This is a genomic window from Streptomyces sp. NBC_00341, assembly GCF_041435055.1.
In the GTDB taxonomy this organism is placed as follows: Bacteria; Actinomycetota; Actinomycetes; order Streptomycetales; family Streptomycetaceae; genus Streptomyces.
In genome coordinates this window covers 3,385,991-3,403,343 of the sequence record NZ_CP108002.1, presented here as the reverse complement: position 1 = coordinate 3,403,343, position 17,353 = coordinate 3,385,991, and the positions used below count along the sequence as shown (strand labels likewise).

The window sequence follows — 17,353 nt, the reverse complement described above, 5'->3', positions numbered from 1 at the left end:
ATTGGACAGGTCTTTGTGCCCGGGGTTTAACCCTGATGCTGGTGTGACCTGCGGGAATGGGTCTCCCCCAGGACATAGGTCACATCCTGGGGGAGATTCGGTCACGGTCGGAGCTCGGAACCAGCCATCGCGCCCGCTCCGAGGGCGCCGGATCCCGCCCAGGAGCGGGATCCGCGTCAGCTCAGCTCAGCTTCAGCTCAGCTCAGCTTCAGCTCAGCCGCTCGATGACCATCGCCATGCCCTGGCCGCCGCCCACGCACATCGTCTCCAGGCCGAACTGCTTGTCGTGGAACTGGAGGCTGTTGATCAGGGTGCCGGTGATCCGGGCGCCGGTCATGCCGAAGGGGTGGCCGACGGCGATGGCGCCGCCGTTGACGTTGACCTTGTCCAGCGGCAGGCCGAGGTCCCGGTAGGACGGGATCACCTGGGCGGCGAAGGCCTCGTTGATCTCGGCCAGGTCGATGTCGCCGACGCTCAGCCCGGCCCGCTTCAGCGCCTGCTTGCTCGCCTCGACCGGTCCGTAGCCCATGATCTCGGGGGAGAGGCCGGAGACGCCGGTGGAGACGATCCGGGCCAGCGGGGTCAGGCCCAGCTCGCGCGCCTTCGTGTCCGACATGATCACGAGCGCCGCGGCACCGTCGTTCAGCGGGCAGCAGTTGCCCGCGGTGACCAGGCCGTCGGGGCGGAAGACCGGCTTCAGGCCCTGCACGCCCTCCAGGGTGACGCCCGCACGCGGACCGTCGTCCTTGGCGACCACCGTGCCGTCCGGCGTCGTCACCGGAGTGATCTCGCGCTCCCAGAAGCCGTTCTTGAGGGCTTCCTCCGCGAGGTTCTGCGACCGGACCCCGAACTCGTCCATGTCCTGACGGGTGACGCCCTTGGTCCGGGCCAGGTTCTCCGCGGTCTGCCCCATCGAGATGTACGCGTCCGGCACCAGGCCGTCCTCGCGCGGGTCGTGCCAGCTCGCACCGGACTCCTCCGCGCGGGCCGCGGTGCGGGCCTCGGCGTCCGCGAACAGCGGGTTGTGGGTGTCCGGCCAGCTGTCGGAGTTGCCCTTGGCGAACCGGGACACCATCTCGACGCCCGCCGAGATGAACACGTCGCCCTCGCCCGCCTTGATGGCGTGCAGCGCCATCCGGCTGGTCTGCAGGGAGGAGGAGCAGTAGCGGGTGACCGTACAGCCGGGAAGGTGGTCCATCCCCATCTGCACGGCGATGATGCGGCCCAGGTTGTTGCCCTGCTCGCCGCCCGGGAGGCCGCAGCCGAGCATCAGGTCGTCGATGTCCCTGGGGTCCAGCTCCGGGACCTTGGCCAGTGCGGTCTGGATGATCGTGGCGGTCAGGTCGTCCGCCCGCAGGTCCTTCAGCGAGCCCTTGAAGGCCCGGCCGATGGGGGAACGGGCAGCAGAGACGATCACGGCTTCGGGCATCACGCGGCTCCATGAGGGCTGGAAGGCTGTCTGGCTGGACTGCTCTGGAAGTTACCCGGACGTACTGCGGAGGTCACCCGCACCGGCGTGTGATGCGGGCCTCTTTTCTAAGCAACCGCTCAGTCAACTGTCCGGGCAACCGCTCGGTCGGCTATCTGGGCGCCGCTCGGTCATCCCGTGGCGGCGGTGCCCGTGTCGCTGCCCGGACGCCGGTCCACCCGGGTCGAGCCGCCTTGTTCACCGCGTTCCTCCTTCACCGCTGCTCCCGGGGAGCGGTGCTGGTACCAGTGCGGATGCGGGTGCGGCTCCGTGGCCGCGGGCAGGCGCCGCCGCCTGCGGTGCTTGAGGAGCGCCCAGGGTGCCCGCGCCCCGGTGACCTCCGTACCGGCCTCCCTGGCCGCCTGGGAGGCCGCCTTGGCCACCGGCAGCATGTCCTCGCGCCGGGCGCCGTCCAGATGATCGGACTCCGGCCACAGCCCCAGCACCGCGCAGAGTGTCGGCAGGACCGCCATCGCCGCGGTCGCGTACCCCTCCGCCGAGGGGTGGTAGTTGTCCGGGCCGAACAGCTCCCGGGGGTTCGCCTCGAACTCCGGGCCCAGCAGGTCGCCCAGCGACACCGTGCGCCCGCCCTGCTCCACGGAGCCGATCGTCTGCGCCGCCGCCAGCTGCCGGCTCACCCGCCGGGCCAGCCACCGCAGCGGCTGGTAGACCGGCTCGATCGTGCCCAGGTCCGGGCAGGTGCCGACCACCACCTCCGCGCCCGCCGTCCGCAGCCTGCGTACCGCCGTGGTCAGGCAGCGCACCGACTGGGTCGCGGGCATCCGGTGCGTCACATCGTTGGCCCCGATCATGATCACGCAGACGTCCGGTGCCCCGGAGGGGTCCGCCAGCAGCAGCGAGACCTGCCGCTCCAGATCGTCCGACCTGGCGCCCGGCTGCGCGACGTTGCGCAGATCCACCGGCCGCTCCGAGACCGCCGCCAGTCCGGAGGCCAGCAGCGCACCCGGTGTCTGCCCGGCCCGCCGCACGCCCTGCCCGGCCGCCGTGGAATCCCCCAGCAGCCCCAGCCGCAGCGGGTCCGCCGGCCCGGCGAACGCCACCCCGTACCGCCCGTCCGCGCTCGGCGGGACCGGGGCGACCCCGCCGCCCACCAGCCGCTTCGCCAGCTGGACCTCCGCCAGCAGGACGCCTACCGCCGCGGCCCCCAGCAGCCCGACGCTGCCGCCACCGTAGGCCGCGCCCGCTGCGATCCGCCGTGCCACCCTTGCCCTCGACACAGTCCGGTCCACCTCCTCGTCGCCGTACGTGCCGTACCGCCGTACACAGAGCTAACTGCCCCCAAGTGGGCAGCGTTCAATCGCTTCACCCAATCCGGTCCCCGTACGCATACTCTTGCCGCACCATCACGGAGACCCCGGAGTACACGGTGCAATTCCACGATTCGATGATCAGCCTCGTAGGCAACACCCCGCTGGTGAGGCTGCGCAGTGTGACGGCCGGCATCCAGGCGACGGTCCTGGCCAAGGTCGAGTACTTCAACCCCGGCGGCTCGGTCAAGGACCGGATCGCCCTTCGCATGATCGAGGCCGCCGAAGAGAGCGGCGCGCTCCAGCCCGGCGGCACGATCGTCGAGCCGACGAGCGGCAACACGGGCGTGGGCCTGGCGATCGTCGCGCAGCAGAAGGGCTACAAGTGCATCTTCGTCTGCCCGGACAAGGTGTCCACGGACAAGATCAACGTGCTGCGCGCCTACGGGGCAGAGGTCGTCGTCTGCCCGACGGCGGTCGACCCCGATCACCCGGACTCCTACTACAACGTCTCCGACCGGCTGGTCCGTGAGACGCCCGGAGCCTGGAAGCCCGACCAGTACTCCAACCCGAACAACCCGCGCTCCCACTACGAGACCACCGGTCCCGAACTGTGGGAGCAGACGGACGGGAAGATCACCCATTTCGTGGCGGGGGTCGGCACCGGCGGCACGATCAGCGGCACCGGCCGCTACCTGAAGGACGTCAGCGACGGCGCGGTCAAGATCATCGGCGCGGACCCGGAGGGCTCGGTCTACTCGGGCGGCTCGGGCCGGCCGTATCTGGTCGAGGGCGTTGGCGAGGACTTCTGGCCGACGGCGTACGACCGTACGGTCACCGACGAGATCGTCGCCGTGTCCGACAAGGACTCCTTCCAGATGACCCGCCGGCTCGCCAAGGAGGAGGGCCTGCTGGTCGGCGGCTCCTGCGGGATGGCGGTCGTGGGCGCCCTGGAGGTCGCGAAGCGGCTGGGCCCGGAGGACGTGGTCGTCGTCCTGCTCCCGGACAGCGGACGCGGCTACCTGAGCAAGATCTTCAACGACGAGTGGATGGCGGACTACGGCTTCCTGGAGAACACCGGCCCCTCCGCACGCGTCGCGGACGTCCTCGACTACAAGGAGGGCCCGATCCCGACGCTCGTCCACATGCACCCGGAGGAGACCGTCGGCGAGGCGATCGACGTCCTGCGCGAGTACGGCGTCTCGCAGATGCCGATCGTGAAGCCGGGCGCAGGCCACCCGGACGTGATGGCCGCGGAGGTCATCGGCTCGGTGGTCGAGCGGGAGCTGCTGAACGCGCTCTTCGCCCAGCGCGCCTCGCTCTCCGACCCGCTGGAGAAGCACATGTCGCCGCCGCTGCCGCAGGTCGGTTCCGGCGAACCGGTCGAGGACCTGATGGCGGTGCTCGGCGGTGCGGGCGCGGCGGACGCGGCGATCGTGCTGGTCGAGGGCAAGCCCAAGGGCGTGGTCAGCAGGCAGGACCTGCTGGCGTTCCTCGCCAAGGACGCGACGGCGGTCGCCAAGCCGTAGCCACCCCGGCCGGAACCCGGGGCTTCGCGAAAACGGTACGAGCGCGACACGTACCCGCAGCACCGGCTTAACACGGATCGGGCAGATTGATGGGTGTCGGCAGGGAAACCCGCCGGCACCGATACGGCGACACGGACTACGGAGCGGCTCCCGGACCTCCACTGTCGTCAGGATGCGAGACCGGCCCTGACCCGGACCGCGTCCCTCGCGGGGACCGCCGTCGTCCCGCCCTCCGGGAAACCGGGGGTGCGGCGGTCCCCGCGATACTCCTCGTTACGCCGCCGCCGTCAGCAACGCGAGGCGCTCCGCCGACTCCGTACCCGGCTCCGGGGTGTAGACCACCAGGCACTGATCGGGATCCCCGGGCACATCGAGCGTCTCGTACGGGAGCGTGAGCGGACCCGCTACCGGGTGGCTGATCTGCTTGACGCCGTACGCCTTCGCCTTCACCTCGTGATCCGCCCACAGCCGGCGGAAGTCCTCGCTCTCCACCGACAGCTCGCCGACCAGCGCGGCCAGTTGCTTGTCGTGCGGGTGCAGGCCCGCGTCCAGGCGAAGGTGGGCGACGGTCTCCGCCGCCACGGAGGCCCAGTCCGGGTAGAGCTCCGGGGAGGCCGGGTCGAGGAACACCTGGCGCGGGACGTTGCGCACATCCGGGGAGAGCCGCGAGAAGCCGAGGAGCGCGTCGGCCGCCCCGTTCCACGCCAGTACGTCCATCCGGCGGCCCAGGATGAACGCCGGTGCCCCGCCCAGGGTGTCCAGCAGCAGACGCAGCCCCGGACGCACCCGTTGGGCGGCGGCCGGGGCCGCCGTGCGCGGCTCGGGGCGGGCCACCGTGCGCAGGTGGGCGTGCTCCGTCTCGTCCAGCCCCAGCACCCGGGCCACCGCGTCCAGCACGGCGTCCGAGACGCTCGGGCCGCGACCCTGCTCCAGCCGGATGTAGTAGTCCACGCTCACCCCCGCGAGCTGTGCCACCTCCTCGCGCCGCAGACCCGGAACGCGTCTGCGGCCGTAGGAGTTCAGTCCGACGTCACCGGGCTGTATGCGGGCACGTCGTGAGCGGAGGAATTCTCCGAGGTCGCCGTCCATGCCGCGAATCGTAGAAGACTCCGTTCGCTTCCCAGCCTGGTACTGCCGGACCCAGGAAAGACGCATCCCTGGGTAGCGGCGGCCCGTGGCGGCAGAGTCGGTGCTCGGCCGGGGAAACGCCCCGGCCCCACAGCACCGGGGAGTACGGACATGTCGTACGGGACACTCGCAGGCCGCACCGCCGTCATCACCGGAGCCGCCAGCGGCATGGGGGCCGCGACCGCCCGGCTGCTCGCCGCCCAGGGGGTGCGGGTGGCGCTGCTGGCCCGCCGCGCGGAGCGGCTGGAGGAACTGGCCGGGAAGATCACCGCCGACGGCGGCCGGGCACTCGCCGTCGTCACCGACGTCACGGACCAGGCGTCCGTGGACGCCGCGGCCGAGCGGGTGCACGCCGCGTTCGGCCGGGTGGACCTGGTGGTCAACGCGGCCGGGGTGATGCTGCCGAACCCGGTGGACGAGGGCCGCACCGACGAATGGCAGCGGATGCTGGACACCAACGTGTCGGGCGCCCTGCGCGTCATCCGGGCCTTCACCGCGGACCTGGTGGCGGCCGCCGCCGAAGGCCGCACCGCCGACCTGGTCAACATCTCCTCGATCGGCGCGCACGTCACGTTCCCCAACTACGCGGTGTACGGGGCGACGAAGGCCGCGCTCACCTATCTCTCGGCCTCCCTGCGCACCGAACTCGGCCCGCGCGACGTCCGGGTCACGAACATCGAGCCCGGCCTCACCGACTCCGAACTGGCCGGACACGTCGACAACACGGAACTCAGCGGCCAGCTCGACGGCATGTTCGACGCGCTCGGCGGGCTGTCGAGCGACGAGATCGCCGACCTGATCGCCTACACGACCAGCCGGGCACGCCACATCAACCTGCGCCAGCTGGTCGTGCTGCCGACCCGTCAGGCGTGAGGAGCGTCCGCCGCTCAGCCCTCCCAGTCGGACTCCCGCCGCTCGTCGTCCCGACGCCGGAAGAGCCGTCCGCCGCGAGAGGCCTGGAAGGCGTTGACGCCGACGATGCCGAGCCAGGCCACGACCAGCCCCTGGAAGCCCGCGTTCACCACACCGATGGCGGACAGCGGTATGGCCAGGACCAGCGAGGCGATCGCGAATCCGTACTGCTCACCGAAATGCCCGGAGGGCCGCTCCGGCGAGCGCGCCCCCCTGACCTGCTGCTCCGCGAGATGACGCCTGACCCGGCGGTCGAGCGTGCCGTCGAGCCGCTGCTCGACCTTCTCCAGAAACGACTCGACGAGCGCGGACTCGTACTCGGCGCCCAGCTCGCTGCGGGCTTTGAGGGTGGCGTCGAGCTCCTTCTTGAGCTCCGTGTCGGAAGCGTCCATGCTTCTACGTTACGAAGCCGCGTCGGCCGGGTCAGTGGGGCTAACCCCCCGGTTTGCGGGGGTGGGAGCACCGTCCGGGCCTACTGGTGCCAGACCACCGCGAGGCCCTTGCCGACCGCCATGACGACGGCGAGGACGAGGGCCGGAACGGCGTATCCGGCCAGCGCCAGGGCGACGGCGCCCACACCGAACCAGCCGATTTCGAAGAGCACCCGTATCGCGCCGTGCACCTTGTAGGACGCCTCGGGTGAGCCGAACAGCGCCCACAGCGCGATCATCACCGCCGGCCCGCCGATACCCGCGAGCAGCCGCAGCCCCCACCCCGTACCGAGAGTGAAGCCCCAGGTGGCCACGGATCCGATGACGGCGAGCTCCGACAGGAAGATGACCAGCAGGTTGAGTGACTTCATGCCGCGCCGCCCGGGGCGGGCGCGCCGGTGCGGCGGATCAGCCACCAGGCGGTGCCGAGGTGGGTGGCCGCCGCGAGCGTCCCGCCGACGGCCATACCGGTGACCCCGCGGCTGACGCCGATGTACGCGTCGCCCGCCTGCGCCGCCCCGGCCACAGCCAGGACGGGCACCAGCGCCCGGCGTTCCCCCTTCAGCGCGTACACCAGCGCGGCGGCGAGCGGGACCGCGCGGACCGCGTACGCCTGCGCGTACACCTGGAGACCGGCCGTGGGCTCGGTGCCGGCCGGCAGCAGGAGCGTGGGGCGTGCCACCGCGATCACGGCCGCGACCGCCGAGCCCGCCGCCATGGCCACGTTGAGGCCGGCCAGTGTGCGTCGCATCTCGTCACCTCTTGAATCATTAACACTGTGAATGATTTCTCGATGATACGATGCGGAGCGTGAAGGATGTCAAGCAGGAGACGCTGACCGGCACCGCGGCCTTCCAGCTCGGCACGCTCGGCGCGATCACCGCCGAACTGTTCGCCGAACGGCTCGCCGTCCACGGCCTGAAGCCCAAGCACGCCGGACTGCTGGCCCTGCTGGACAGCGGTGCGGCGGCCTCGCAGCAGGACATCGCCCGCACCATGCGGGTGACGCCCAGCCTGGTGGTCGGCCTCGCCGATCACCTGGAGGAGCTGGGCGCGGTCACCCGGGAGCGCGACCCCGCCGACCGCCGCCGCCAGATCCTCGCCCTCACGGACCGGGGCCGCGAACTCCTCGCCCGCTGCACGGAGACGGCGAGCGCCATCGACGAGGAGCTGACGGCCGGTCTCGACGACGCGTTCCGCGCGAACCTGCGCCGGACCCTCGCCGTACTGGCCGCGCGGGCGGGCCTGCCCGGATAGCGCGGCGCACGGCGGGCAAGGCGTCTGCATATGGACATGCAGACGCCTTGCTGGCTGAATGGATTCCTCGGCGCCGGACCGCGGCGCGAAGGATCCAGCGAGGGGACAGGATGAGCGGGAGCAGCCCGGCCGCGAGGTTGCAGCAGCTGTTCGAGGGGCGCAGGCTCACCCCCACCCAGCGGCGCATCGCGCACTCGATGGTGCGCAGGGCCGGTGATGCCCCGTTCCTGTCCAGCGTCGAGCTGGCCGAACTCGCCGGGGTCAGCCAGCCCTCCGTCACCCGGTTCGCCGTGGCGCTCGGTTTCGACGGCTACCCCGCGCTGCGCAGGCACCTGCGCGAGGTCTCCCCGGCCGGAAGCTCGGCGGAAGCCGGGGAGGACACGTACAACGAGTACCAGCAGGCGGTGCTCGGTGAGATCGAGAACCTGCGCCACCTCGCGGAGCTGCTCGCGGACCCGGGCCCCGTCGAGCGGGCCGGGCGGCTGCTCGCCGGCTCGCGTCCGCTGCCCGTGCTCGGGCTGCGCGCCGCCTCCTCCCAGGCCCGGGGCTTCGGGTACTTCGCCGCCAAGGTCCACCCCGATGTCCGGGTGCTCGACGAGGGCGGCAGCATGCTGCACGACCGGATCGACGCCGCCCGGCGGGCCGGGGCCACCGCACTGATCTGCTTCGCGCTGCCGCGCCACCCCCGGGAGGTCGTGGACGCCCTCGCGTACGCCCGGGAACGGGGGCTGACGGTGGTCTCGGTCGCGGACTCCGCGTTCGCCCCGGTGGCCGCGCACAGCGATCTGCTGATCCCGGCCGCGGTCGGGACCGGGCTCGCCTTCGACACGGCGTGCGCGCCGATGCTGCTCGGGCGGGTGCTGCTGGAGTCGATGTGCGACGCCCTGCCGGACGCGCAGGCGAGGCTGGAGGAGTTCGACGCGGGGGCGGTGGCGCGGGGCCTGTTCATCGAGTGAGGGTTCCGTCCTCAATCGCCGGACGGGCTTGAGCGCGGGTCCCCCGCGGGGTGCGCCTGCCCCGGTGGGTGGGGGGTGGTGCCCCTCCGGGGCGTCTCCTCGAAAATGGCGTGTTCACCCGGGTACGTGAGGGACCCGGGTCGTACGCCATTTCCTGCGGGGACTCCCCTGCACGTCCCCACCCCAGCATCAGCCGCGCGACGGCCGGGTTCGGGGGCGTGCAGGGGAGTCCCCGCAGGACGACGAACACAGACCCGGGTACGCAATGCGTACCCGCCGCACGTTCGTCGTTCGAGGAGACGCCCCGGAGGGACCCCGGACCCCCACCCACCGGGCAGGCGCCCTGCGGGGGACCCGCACACCAAGCCCGTCCGGCGATTGAGGACGGAACCCCGCGCCCCGAGGACCCCGCTCCCGGTCAGACCTCCAGCTCGGCCTCGATCTTCTTCAGCTTGTGGCGGGCCATCGCCAGGTTGGCTCGGCCGGAGTCCAGCACCAGGTAGAGGAACAGGCCCTTGCTGCCACGGGTTCTGAGCAGCCGGATCAGGTGGTACTGGCTGCCCAGGGTGATCAGGATGTCCTCGATCTCGTCCTGGATGCCCAGCTGTTCCATGGTGCGGAGCTTCGCGCGTACGACGTCGGTGTTGCCGGCCGCCGCGATCTCCAGGTTGAACTCCTTGCCGCCGCCGAGGGTGCCCAGCGCCATGCCGCTCGTGTAGTCGACGAGGGCGACACCGAGGGTGCCCTCGATGTTCGTCATCGCTTCCTTCAGTGACGCTTCGGTGTTCGCCATGAGTGCTCGTTTCCTTTCCCTGACCGGCCGCGACGGCCGGTTCCGTTTCCTGGGTCTGAGAGGCAGAGAGGTGGTCAGGTCGGGCGGTGGGGCAACGTGCCCGGCGGCTGCGGAGTGCGTGGCGCGGGCGGGCGTGCGCCCGGCGGGGGTTGCGGTGCGCGTTCCAGCGCGGTGTCGACGAGCCGGCCGATCCTGGCCCCGGCCCGGCGGCCCTCCAGATGGAGCCTGCCGACGTTGATCCGGTCCTCGGCCAGCAGCGTCAGTACGGCGGAGGAGCCCGCGGCATACGCCGCGATGTAGCCCGTATCGCCGCGGACGAGGAGTTCGCGGAAGCCGCCCCGGCCGGTCGCCTCCGTCATCCGGATCGAGACGCCGAGCGCGGCCGCGGTCAGTGCGGCGACGCCTTCGGCCTCCACCCCCGGGGTGTCGTGGGCGAGAAGGAGACCGTCGGTGCTGGCCGCCAGGGCGCCGGCGAGCATCGGCACCCGCGCCCGCAGCCGCTGGAGTTCGGCCAGGACGTCACGGACTTCGGCCTCGGGCACCATCAGCTGTCTCCTCCCGGCACGCTGTCTGAGCGCGCGTATCACAGGGCCTCCAATGCGTCTCGGAGCCGGCGCAACAGGGCGACGTCGGGGTCGGGCGTGATCTCGGGCAGCTCGATCCGGGCGGTCGCGGAGGCGGCCGGGCCCGTCGGCTGCCGGACCGCCTCGACCAGCCCGGCGGCGGCCAGCCGCCGCAGGTCGACCAGGGTGTGGAACGCCGATCTGCCCAGCTCCAGGGCGATGTCCGTCGCGGTGCGCACCCCGTCCACGCACTCCAGGACGCGCTGCTGGCGCGGCGGCACCGGGCCGTCGACCGGGCAGCCGGTCCGGGCGAGCGGGGCGCTGTCGCCCGCCGCCTCTGGCCAGATCCGGTCCAGCAGCTCCCGGCGCCGGAGCGTCTCGCGCTGCACGGCGTCCACGGACACGGGGCGGACCGGGCCGATCCAGTGGGCGACCCCGTAACGGAAGCGGGCCGGGGTCCGGGTCGGGGCGAGGGCGAAGAACGCCGCGTCGTACAGCACCCCCAGGTGGCACAGCTCCAGCGCGCCGCCCGCCACCCGGCCGCTGTCCACCAGGTAGCGGCCGACCCGCCGGTGGGCGCCCGCCCGGGAGACCGCGTCCCACCAGCCGTCGCGGTGCAGCGCGCCGCCCCGGGTGAGCAGGACGTCGATACCGGGCGTCGCCGGGCTCTCGGCGTGCACCACCTCGCCGTCCGCGAGGTAGAGGGTGCCGCAGTCGCGCATCAGGGCGCCGGTGGCCCGTTCCGCGGCGAGGCGATCGAGCATCGGCGAGAGCACGGTGGTGGGGGAGGGGGCGGGTAAGGGGGCGGCCGTCGTCATGCCAGGACCAGCCGCTCGGCCGTCTCGCCCAGCCGTATCCGGGCCAGGGCGAGGTTCCCCTCCGCGCGGTCCAGCCACAGGTGGAGGAAGACGCTGCTGTCGAAGTCCGTCTCGACGAACCGGAGGATGTGGTACCCGGCCCGGGTGGTGACGATGACGTCCTCGACCGGCGGCTCCGTCCCCGTAACCCCTCTGCCGTCCGCGGTGTCCGGCGGCTGGGCCGCTCCCGAGGTGAAGACGGACTGTTCGGCCGCCATCCGTGCCACCTCCGCCGTCTCGGCGGCGGTGGCCTCGTGATCGCCGTTGGGCGAGTCACCGATGGTGCCGAGGGCGAGACCGCTGGTCCAGTCGACCACGGCGGCGCCACGGGCACCGGGCAGTCTCATGACGTCGAGCAGGCACTCGTCGATTCCGGGCACGCGGACTCTCCTCCGACGCGGTGTGCGGCTGTGACCCAGAGGTTACGCAACGTGCTCGGGACTGGTGGAGGTTCTGGCATTTTCCATAGGTACATGCAGGTGGCCGGTGGAAAATGCCCCGCCGCACATCGGAAGGAGGCCCTCCGGAGACCGTCCACGCCCCCCTGTTGACTGGAGCTATTCAGCCGATCAAGATGTGAATAGAAAATTCACAGTCGCGAGGAGGCATTGCCATGTCAGGACCCCGCCCCGTACGGGCACCGCGCGGTACCGAGCTGAGCGCCCTGGGATGGCAGCAGGAAGCCGCCCTGCGGATGCTGCAGAACAACCTGGACCCCGAGGTCGCCGAGCACCCCGACAAGCTCGTCGTCTACGGCGGCACCGGCAAGGCGGCCCGCGACTGGCGCTCGTTCGACGCGATGGTCCGCACGCTGCGCACCCTCAAGCAGGACGAGACGATGCTCGTACAGTCCGGGCGGCCGGTCGGCGTCATGCAGACGCACGAGTGGGCCCCGCGCGTGCTCATCGCCAACTCCAACCTGGTGGGCGACTGGGCGAACTGGGAGGAGTTCCGCCGCCTGGAGGCCCTCGGGCTCACCATGTACGGCCAGATGACCGCCGGATCGTGGATCTACATCGGCACCCAGGGCATCCTCCAGGGCACCTACGAGACGTTCGCCGCCGTCGCCGCGAAGAAGTTCGGCGGCACGCTGGCCGGGACGATCACGCTGACCGCCGGACTCGGCGGCATGGGCGGCGCCCAGCCGCTCGCCGTCACCATGAACGACGGCGTCGCGATCTGTATCGACGTGGACCCGCGCGCCATCGAGCGCCGCATCGAGCACCGCTTCCTGGACGTGCGGGCCGACAGCCTGGAGCACGCGCTCCAGCTCGCGGTCGAGGCGCGGGACGCCCGCAAGCCGCTCTCCATCGGCCTGCTCGGCAACGCCGCGGAGCTGCTGCCCCGGATGCTCGCGGAGGGCGCCCCGGTCGACATCGTCACCGACCAGACCAGCGCGCACGACCCCCTCGCCTACCTGCCGGTCGGGGTCGACTTCGACGACATGGCCGACTACGCCACCGAGAAGCCCGCCGACTTCACCCTGCGCGCCCGTGAGTCGATGGCGAAGCACGTCGAGGCGATGGTCGGCTTCATGGACGCGGGCGCGGAGGTCTTCGACTACGGCAACTCGATCCGCGGCGAGGCCCGGCTCGCGGGCTACGGGCGGGCCTTCGACTTCCCCGGCTTCGTGCCCGCGTACATCCGGCCGCTCTTCTGCGAGGGCAAGGGCCCGTTCCGCTGGGCGGCGCTGTCCGGCGAGGCGTCCGACATCCGCAAGACCGACAAGGCGCTGCTCGAACTCTTCCCGGAGAACGAGTCGCTGCACCGCTGGATCAAGATGGCCGGCGAGCGCGTCCAGTTCCAGGGGCTGCCCGCCCGGATCTGCTGGCTCGGCTACGGCGAGCGGGACCGGGCCGGCGAGCGGTTCAACGACATGGTGGCGAGCGGTGAGCTGGCCGCGCCGCTGGCCATCGGGCGCGACCACCTGGACTGCGGCTCCGTGGCCTCCCCGTACCGGGAGACCGAGGCCATGCTCGACGGCTCCGACGCGATCGCGGACTGGCCGCTGCTGAACGCGATGGTGAACGTGGCGTCGGGGGCCTCCTGGGTCTCCATCCACCACGGCGGCGGCGTCGGCATGGGCCGCTCCATCCACGCGGGCCAGGTGACGGTGGCCGACGGCACGAAGCTGGCCGGCGAGAAGATCCGGCGGGTGCTGACGAACGACCCGGGCATGGGCGTCATCCGGCACGTGGACGCGGGCTACGACATCGCGGAGTCGGTCGCCTCCGACAAGGACGTACGGGTGCCGATGCGGGAGGGCGAGGCGTGACGGCCACGGGCGGACCGGGGCCCACCCTGTCCTTCCAGGACATGTGGCGGGAGCTCGCTCCCATCGGACGGCACCCGGACAGCGGCGGCTACCGCCGCTACGCCTGGACCGCCGCCGACACCGACTGCCGTACGTGGTTCCGGGCGCAGGCCGAGGCGCGCGGGCTGGCCCTGGAGACCGACCGCAACGGCAACCAGTGGGCCTGGCTCGGCGACCCGCTGGCCCAGGACGCCGTCGTCACCGGCTCGCACCTCGACTCGGTGCCGGACGGCGGCGCCTTCGACGGGCCGCTCGGCGTCGTCTCCTCCTTCGCCGCGCTCGACGAACTCCGCCGCAGGGGAGTGGAGTTCACCCGACCGCTGGCCATCACCAACTTCGGTGACGAGGAGGGCGCCCGGTTCGGCCTGGCCTGCGTCGGCTCCCGGCTCGCCGCCGGACAGCTGACCGTCGAGGCCGCGCACCGGCTGCGGGACGGTGACGGTGTCACGCTCCCGCAGGCGATGGAGGCGGCCGGGTACGACCCCGACGCCATCGGCCCGGACCCCGAACGGCTCGCCCGTATCGGCGCGTTCGTCGAGCTGCACGTCGAGCAGGGCCGCGCCCTCGATCTCAGTGGCGACCCCGTCGGCATCGCCTCCGCGATCTGGCCGCACGGCCGCTGGCGGTTCGACTTCCGGGGCGAGGCCAACCACGCGGGCACCACCCGCCTCGCCGACCGGCGCGACCCGATGCTCACGTACGCCGAGACGGTGCTGGCCGCCCGCCGGGAGGCGGAGCTGGCCGGCGCCCTCGCCACCTTCGGCAAGATCGCCGTCGAGCCGAACGGCGTCAACGCGATCCCCTCGCTCGTGCGCGGCTGGCTCGACTCCCGGGCCGCCGACCAGGACACCCTGGACACCGTCGTCACCGGGATCGAGCGGGCCGCCCGGGAACACGCCGAACGGGCCGGAATCGATCTCGACGTCGTACGGGAGTCCTTCACGCCCGTCGTGGAGTTCCAGCACGCCCTGCGCGACGAGCTGGGCACGATCCTGAAGGGCGCCGCCCGGGGCAACGGCCGCGCCGTCCCCGTGCTCGGCACGGGAGCGGGACACGATGCGGGTATTTTGTCCGCTTCGGCCCCTACCGCCATGCTGTTCGTCCGGAACCCCACCGGGATCTCGCACTCGCCGGCCGAGCATGCCGCCGAGGACGACTGCGTGGCCGGGGTGATCGCACTCGCCGATGTACTGGAAGGTCTCGCGTGCCGCTGAAAACGGAGCCCCCGACAGAGTCCACGACGGAACCGGCCACGGAGCTGACGGGCAAGCCCGTCACCGCGACGTACTGGCTCTCGCACGCCTGGCTCGGCACCCATGTCGAGCCGGGCGTCGTCCTGGAGGTGTCCGACGGGCTGATCGCCGGGGTGCGGACCGGCGTCGACTCCCCGCCGCCCGGCGCCACCGTGCTGCGCGGGCTCACCCTGCCCGGCCTCGCCAATACCCACTCGCACGCCTTCCACCGCGCCCTGCGCTCCACCGTCCAGGTCGGCTCCGGCACCTTCTGGACCTGGCGCGAGACCATGTACCAGGTCGCGGCCCGGCTCACCCCCGACACGTACTACGAACTGGCCCGTGCGGTGTACGCCGAAATGGCCCTGGCCGGCATCACCGCGGTCGGTGAGTTCCACTATCTGCACCACGCGCCCGGCGGCACCCCGTACAGCGACCCGAACGCGATGGGCGCCGCCCTGATCGAGGCCGCGCGCGAGGCGGGCATCCGGATCACCCTGCTGGACACCGCCTACCTCGCCGCGGGGTTCGGCCGCCGCCCCTCCCAGTACCTGAAGCCCGACCACCACCAGCTGCGCTTCTCCGACACCACCGCCGACGCCTGGGCCGAGCGCGCCTCCCTCCTCAAGGGCGACGAACACGCCCTGATCGGTGCGGCCGTCCACTCCGTGCGCGCCGTGCCCGCAGAGCAGCTCGACACCGTCGCGGCCTGGGCGCGGGAGAGGCGGGCGCCGCTCCATGTCCACCTCTCCGAACAGACCGCGGAGAACGACGCCTGCCTCGCAGCCCACGGCCGCACCCCCACCCGGCTCCTCGCCGACCACGGGGTGCTCGGCCCGCGCACCACCGGGGTGCACAACACCCACCTCACGGCCGAGGACATCGCGCTGATCGGCTCCACGGCCACCGGCACCTGCATGTGCCCGACCACCGAGCGCGATCTCGCCGACGGCATCGGCCCCGCCGTCGCCCTCCAGCGCGCCGGCTCCCCGCTCTCGCTGGGCAGCGACAGCCACGCCGTGATCGACCTCTTCGAGGAGGCGCGCGCGATGGAGCTCAACGAGCGCCTGCGCACCAGGACCCGCGGCCACTGGACCGCGGCGGCCCTGCTGCGGGCCGCCTCCGCCGACGGCCACGCCGCACTCGGCCGGCCCGAGGCGGGCATCCTCGAACCGGGCGCGCCCGCCGACCTGGCGACGGTCGCCCTGGACTCCGTCAGAACAGCCGGGCCGGTGCCGCGACTTGCTGCGGAGACAGCCGTATTCGCCGCCTCCGCGGCCGATGTGCGCCATACCGTGGTCGCCGGACGGCACATCGTGCGCGACGGACAGCACGCACTGGTCCCCGACGTCCCGGCGGCACTCGCCAAGGCCATCGCCGCCCTGCACCACTGACCGGCGCGGCCCCGAACCCTCCGCCGCCCCGACGCAAGGAGAGCAGTCCCCCGATGACGACGACCGCCATCACCCACATCTCCGCACTGGTCACCAACGACCCCTCCCTCGGTGACGGTTCCCCCCTCGGACTGATCCAGGACGCGGCCGTCGTCATCGAGGGCGACCACGTCGTCTGGACCGGTGAATCCAGCAAAGCACCCGCCACTGACAACGCCGTCGACGCGGCGGGCCGGGCCGTGATCCCCGGCTTCGTCGACTCCCACTCGCACCTGCTCTTCGCGGGCGACCGCACCCAGGAGTTCAACGCCCGGATGTCGGGGCGGGCCTACAGCGCGGGCGGCATCCGCACCACCGTCGCCGCCACCCGCGCCGCCACCGACGACGAGCTCGAAGCCAACGTCGCCCGCTACCTCGCCGAGGCGCTGCGCCAGGGCACCACGACCTTCGAGACCAAGTCCGGCTACGGCCTCACCGTCGAGGACGAGGCCCGCGCGCTACGCATCGCCGCCCGCCACACCGAAGAGGTCACCTTCCTGGGCGCCCACATCGTCTCCCCGGACTACGCGGACGACCCGGCCGGGTACGTCGACCTGGTCACCGGTCCGATGCTCGACGCCTGCGCCCCGTACGCCCGTTGGATCGACGTCTTCTGCGAACGCGGCGCCTTCGACGGCGACCAGGCCCGTGCCGTCCTCACGGCGGGCCGCGCCAAGGGCCTGCACCCCCGCGTCCACGCCAACCAGCTCGGCCACGGCCCCGGCGTCCAGCTCGCCGTCGAACTCGACGCGGCCTCCGCCGACCACTGCACCCACCTCACCGACGCCGACATCGACGCCCTGGCCCAGTCCGCCACCGTCGCCACGCTGCTCCCGGGCGCCGAGTTCTCCACCCGCGCCGCCTGGCCGGACGCCCGCCGCATCCTGGACGCGGGCGCCACCGTCGCGCTCTCCACGGACTGCAACCCGGGCTCCTCGTTCACCTCGTCCATGCCGTTCTGCGTCGCACTCGCCGTGCGCGACATGGGCATGACCCCCGACGAGGCGCTCTGGTCCGCCACCGCGGGCGGCGCCGCGGCCCTGCGGCGCACCGACATCGGGCGCCTCGCCCCCGGCGCCCGTGCCGACCTGGTGGTCCTGGACGCACCCAGCCACGTCCACCTCGCCTACCGGCCCGGCGTACCGCTGGTGCACGAGGTCTGGCGGCGCGGCGAGCGCACCGGCATGGCCGGCTGATACGGGCTCGGCAACG

General features: G+C 72.3%; 18 protein-coding genes. 8 read left to right on the top strand and 10 right to left on the bottom strand.

Annotated features, from left to right (window positions below):
- Positions 1-208 precede the first annotated feature (208 nt).
- Together OG892_RS15190 and OG892_RS15185 are read right to left on the bottom strand one after the other, a co-directional pair.
- The gene (locus OG892_RS15190; protein ID WP_073738500.1) at positions 209-1,429 is read right to left on the bottom strand and encodes an acetyl-CoA C-acetyltransferase; all 1,221 of its coding nucleotides are present in this window, start codon (positions 1,427-1,429) and stop codon (positions 209-211) included.
- Between the two features lie 170 nt (positions 1,430-1,599).
- Complete coding sequence (locus OG892_RS15185) at positions 1,600-2,691, bottom strand: SGNH/GDSL hydrolase family protein (protein ID WP_073738501.1); 1,092 nt, start codon at positions 2,689-2,691, stop codon at positions 1,600-1,602.
- Between the two features lie 164 nt (positions 2,692-2,855).
- Here OG892_RS15185 and OG892_RS15180 point away from each other — a divergent pair, with 164 nt between their 5' ends.
- On the top strand, positions 2,856-4,265 hold the full coding sequence (locus OG892_RS15180; RefSeq protein WP_073738502.1) for a cystathionine beta-synthase: 1,410 nt from the start codon (positions 2,856-2,858) through the stop codon (positions 4,263-4,265).
- Between the two features lie 273 nt (positions 4,266-4,538).
- Here OG892_RS15180 and OG892_RS15175 read toward each other — a convergent pair whose 3' ends face one another.
- A complete protein-coding gene (locus tag OG892_RS15175) occupies positions 4,539-5,354 on the bottom strand; it encodes a helix-turn-helix transcriptional regulator (RefSeq protein WP_371629424.1) in 816 nt (271 codons plus the stop codon).
- 150 nt (positions 5,355-5,504) lie between these two features.
- On the opposite strand from OG892_RS15175, the gene OG892_RS15170 reads away from it, so the two are divergent.
- A complete protein-coding gene (locus OG892_RS15170; protein WP_371629423.1) occupies positions 5,505-6,266 on the top strand; it encodes an SDR family oxidoreductase in 762 nt (253 codons plus the stop codon).
- A gap of 14 nt (positions 6,267-6,280) precedes the next feature.
- On the opposite strand, the gene OG892_RS15165 is transcribed toward OG892_RS15170, so the two are convergent.
- The 3 genes from OG892_RS15165 to OG892_RS15155 form a co-directional block, all read right to left on the bottom strand.
- The gene (locus OG892_RS15165; RefSeq protein WP_073738505.1) at positions 6,281-6,697 is read right to left on the bottom strand and encodes a hypothetical protein; all 417 of its coding nucleotides are present in this window, start codon (positions 6,695-6,697) and stop codon (positions 6,281-6,283) included.
- 80 nt (positions 6,698-6,777) lie between these two features.
- Positions 6,778-7,107, bottom strand: a complete 330-nt coding sequence (locus tag OG892_RS15160; RefSeq protein WP_073738576.1) for a YrdB family protein — start codon at positions 7,105-7,107, stop codon at positions 6,778-6,780.
- Positions 7,104-7,487, bottom strand: a complete 384-nt coding sequence (locus tag OG892_RS15155) for a hypothetical protein (protein ID WP_371629422.1) — start codon at positions 7,485-7,487, stop codon at positions 7,104-7,106. The genes OG892_RS15160 and OG892_RS15155 overlap by 4 nt, the downstream gene beginning before the upstream one ends.
- Before the next feature lie 50 nt (positions 7,488-7,537).
- On the opposite strand from OG892_RS15155, the gene OG892_RS15150 reads away from it, so the two are divergent.
- Complete coding sequence (locus OG892_RS15150; RefSeq protein WP_073738507.1) at positions 7,538-7,993, top strand: MarR family winged helix-turn-helix transcriptional regulator; 456 nt, start codon at positions 7,538-7,540, stop codon at positions 7,991-7,993.
- A gap of 110 nt (positions 7,994-8,103) precedes the next feature.
- Entirely contained in the window at positions 8,104-8,949 is an 846-nt protein-coding gene (locus OG892_RS15145) for a MurR/RpiR family transcriptional regulator (protein WP_371629421.1), read from the top strand.
- A 418-nt stretch (positions 8,950-9,367) separates the two neighbouring features.
- Here the strand turns inward: OG892_RS15145 and OG892_RS15140 are convergent, their stop codons facing one another.
- From OG892_RS15140 to OG892_RS15125, 4 genes are all read right to left on the bottom strand, one after another.
- Positions 9,368-9,742, bottom strand: a complete 375-nt coding sequence (locus tag OG892_RS15140) for a hypothetical protein (protein WP_073738509.1) — start codon at positions 9,740-9,742, stop codon at positions 9,368-9,370.
- Positions 9,743-9,816: 74 nt separating this feature from the next.
- Positions 9,817-10,287 (bottom strand): roadblock/LC7 domain-containing protein, encoded by a 471-nt coding sequence (locus OG892_RS15135; protein WP_327337208.1) that lies wholly within the window; start codon positions 10,285-10,287, stop codon positions 9,817-9,819.
- Between the two features lie 38 nt (positions 10,288-10,325).
- The gene (locus OG892_RS15130; protein ID WP_328866821.1) at positions 10,326-11,123 is read right to left on the bottom strand and encodes a transcriptional regulator; all 798 of its coding nucleotides are present in this window, start codon (positions 11,121-11,123) and stop codon (positions 10,326-10,328) included.
- The gene (locus OG892_RS15125) at positions 11,120-11,542 is read right to left on the bottom strand and encodes a hypothetical protein (RefSeq protein ID WP_073738512.1); all 423 of its coding nucleotides are present in this window, start codon (positions 11,540-11,542) and stop codon (positions 11,120-11,122) included. The genes OG892_RS15130 and OG892_RS15125 overlap by 4 nt, the downstream gene beginning before the upstream one ends.
- Positions 11,543-11,775: 233 nt before the next feature.
- Between OG892_RS15125 and hutU the strand changes: the two genes are divergently transcribed.
- From hutU to hutI, 4 genes are read left to right on the top strand one after another with little or no spacing between them, the layout of a single operon-like run.
- On the top strand, positions 11,776-13,437 hold the full coding sequence (hutU, locus tag OG892_RS15120; RefSeq protein WP_073738513.1) for a urocanate hydratase: 1,662 nt from the start codon (positions 11,776-11,778) through the stop codon (positions 13,435-13,437).
- A gap of 41 nt (positions 13,438-13,478) precedes the next feature.
- Entirely contained in the window at positions 13,479-14,690 is a 1,212-nt protein-coding gene (locus OG892_RS15115) for an allantoate amidohydrolase (RefSeq protein WP_328868451.1), read from the top strand.
- On the top strand, positions 14,681-16,102 hold the full coding sequence (locus tag OG892_RS15110) for a formimidoylglutamate deiminase (RefSeq protein ID WP_371629420.1): 1,422 nt from the start codon (positions 14,681-14,683) through the stop codon (positions 16,100-16,102). The genes OG892_RS15115 and OG892_RS15110 overlap by 10 nt, the downstream gene beginning before the upstream one ends.
- 53 nt (positions 16,103-16,155) lie before the next feature.
- Positions 16,156-17,337, top strand: a complete 1,182-nt coding sequence (hutI, locus tag OG892_RS15105; RefSeq protein WP_371629419.1) for an imidazolonepropionase — start codon at positions 16,156-16,158, stop codon at positions 17,335-17,337.
- The last annotated feature ends 16 nt before the right edge of the window (positions 17,338-17,353 follow it).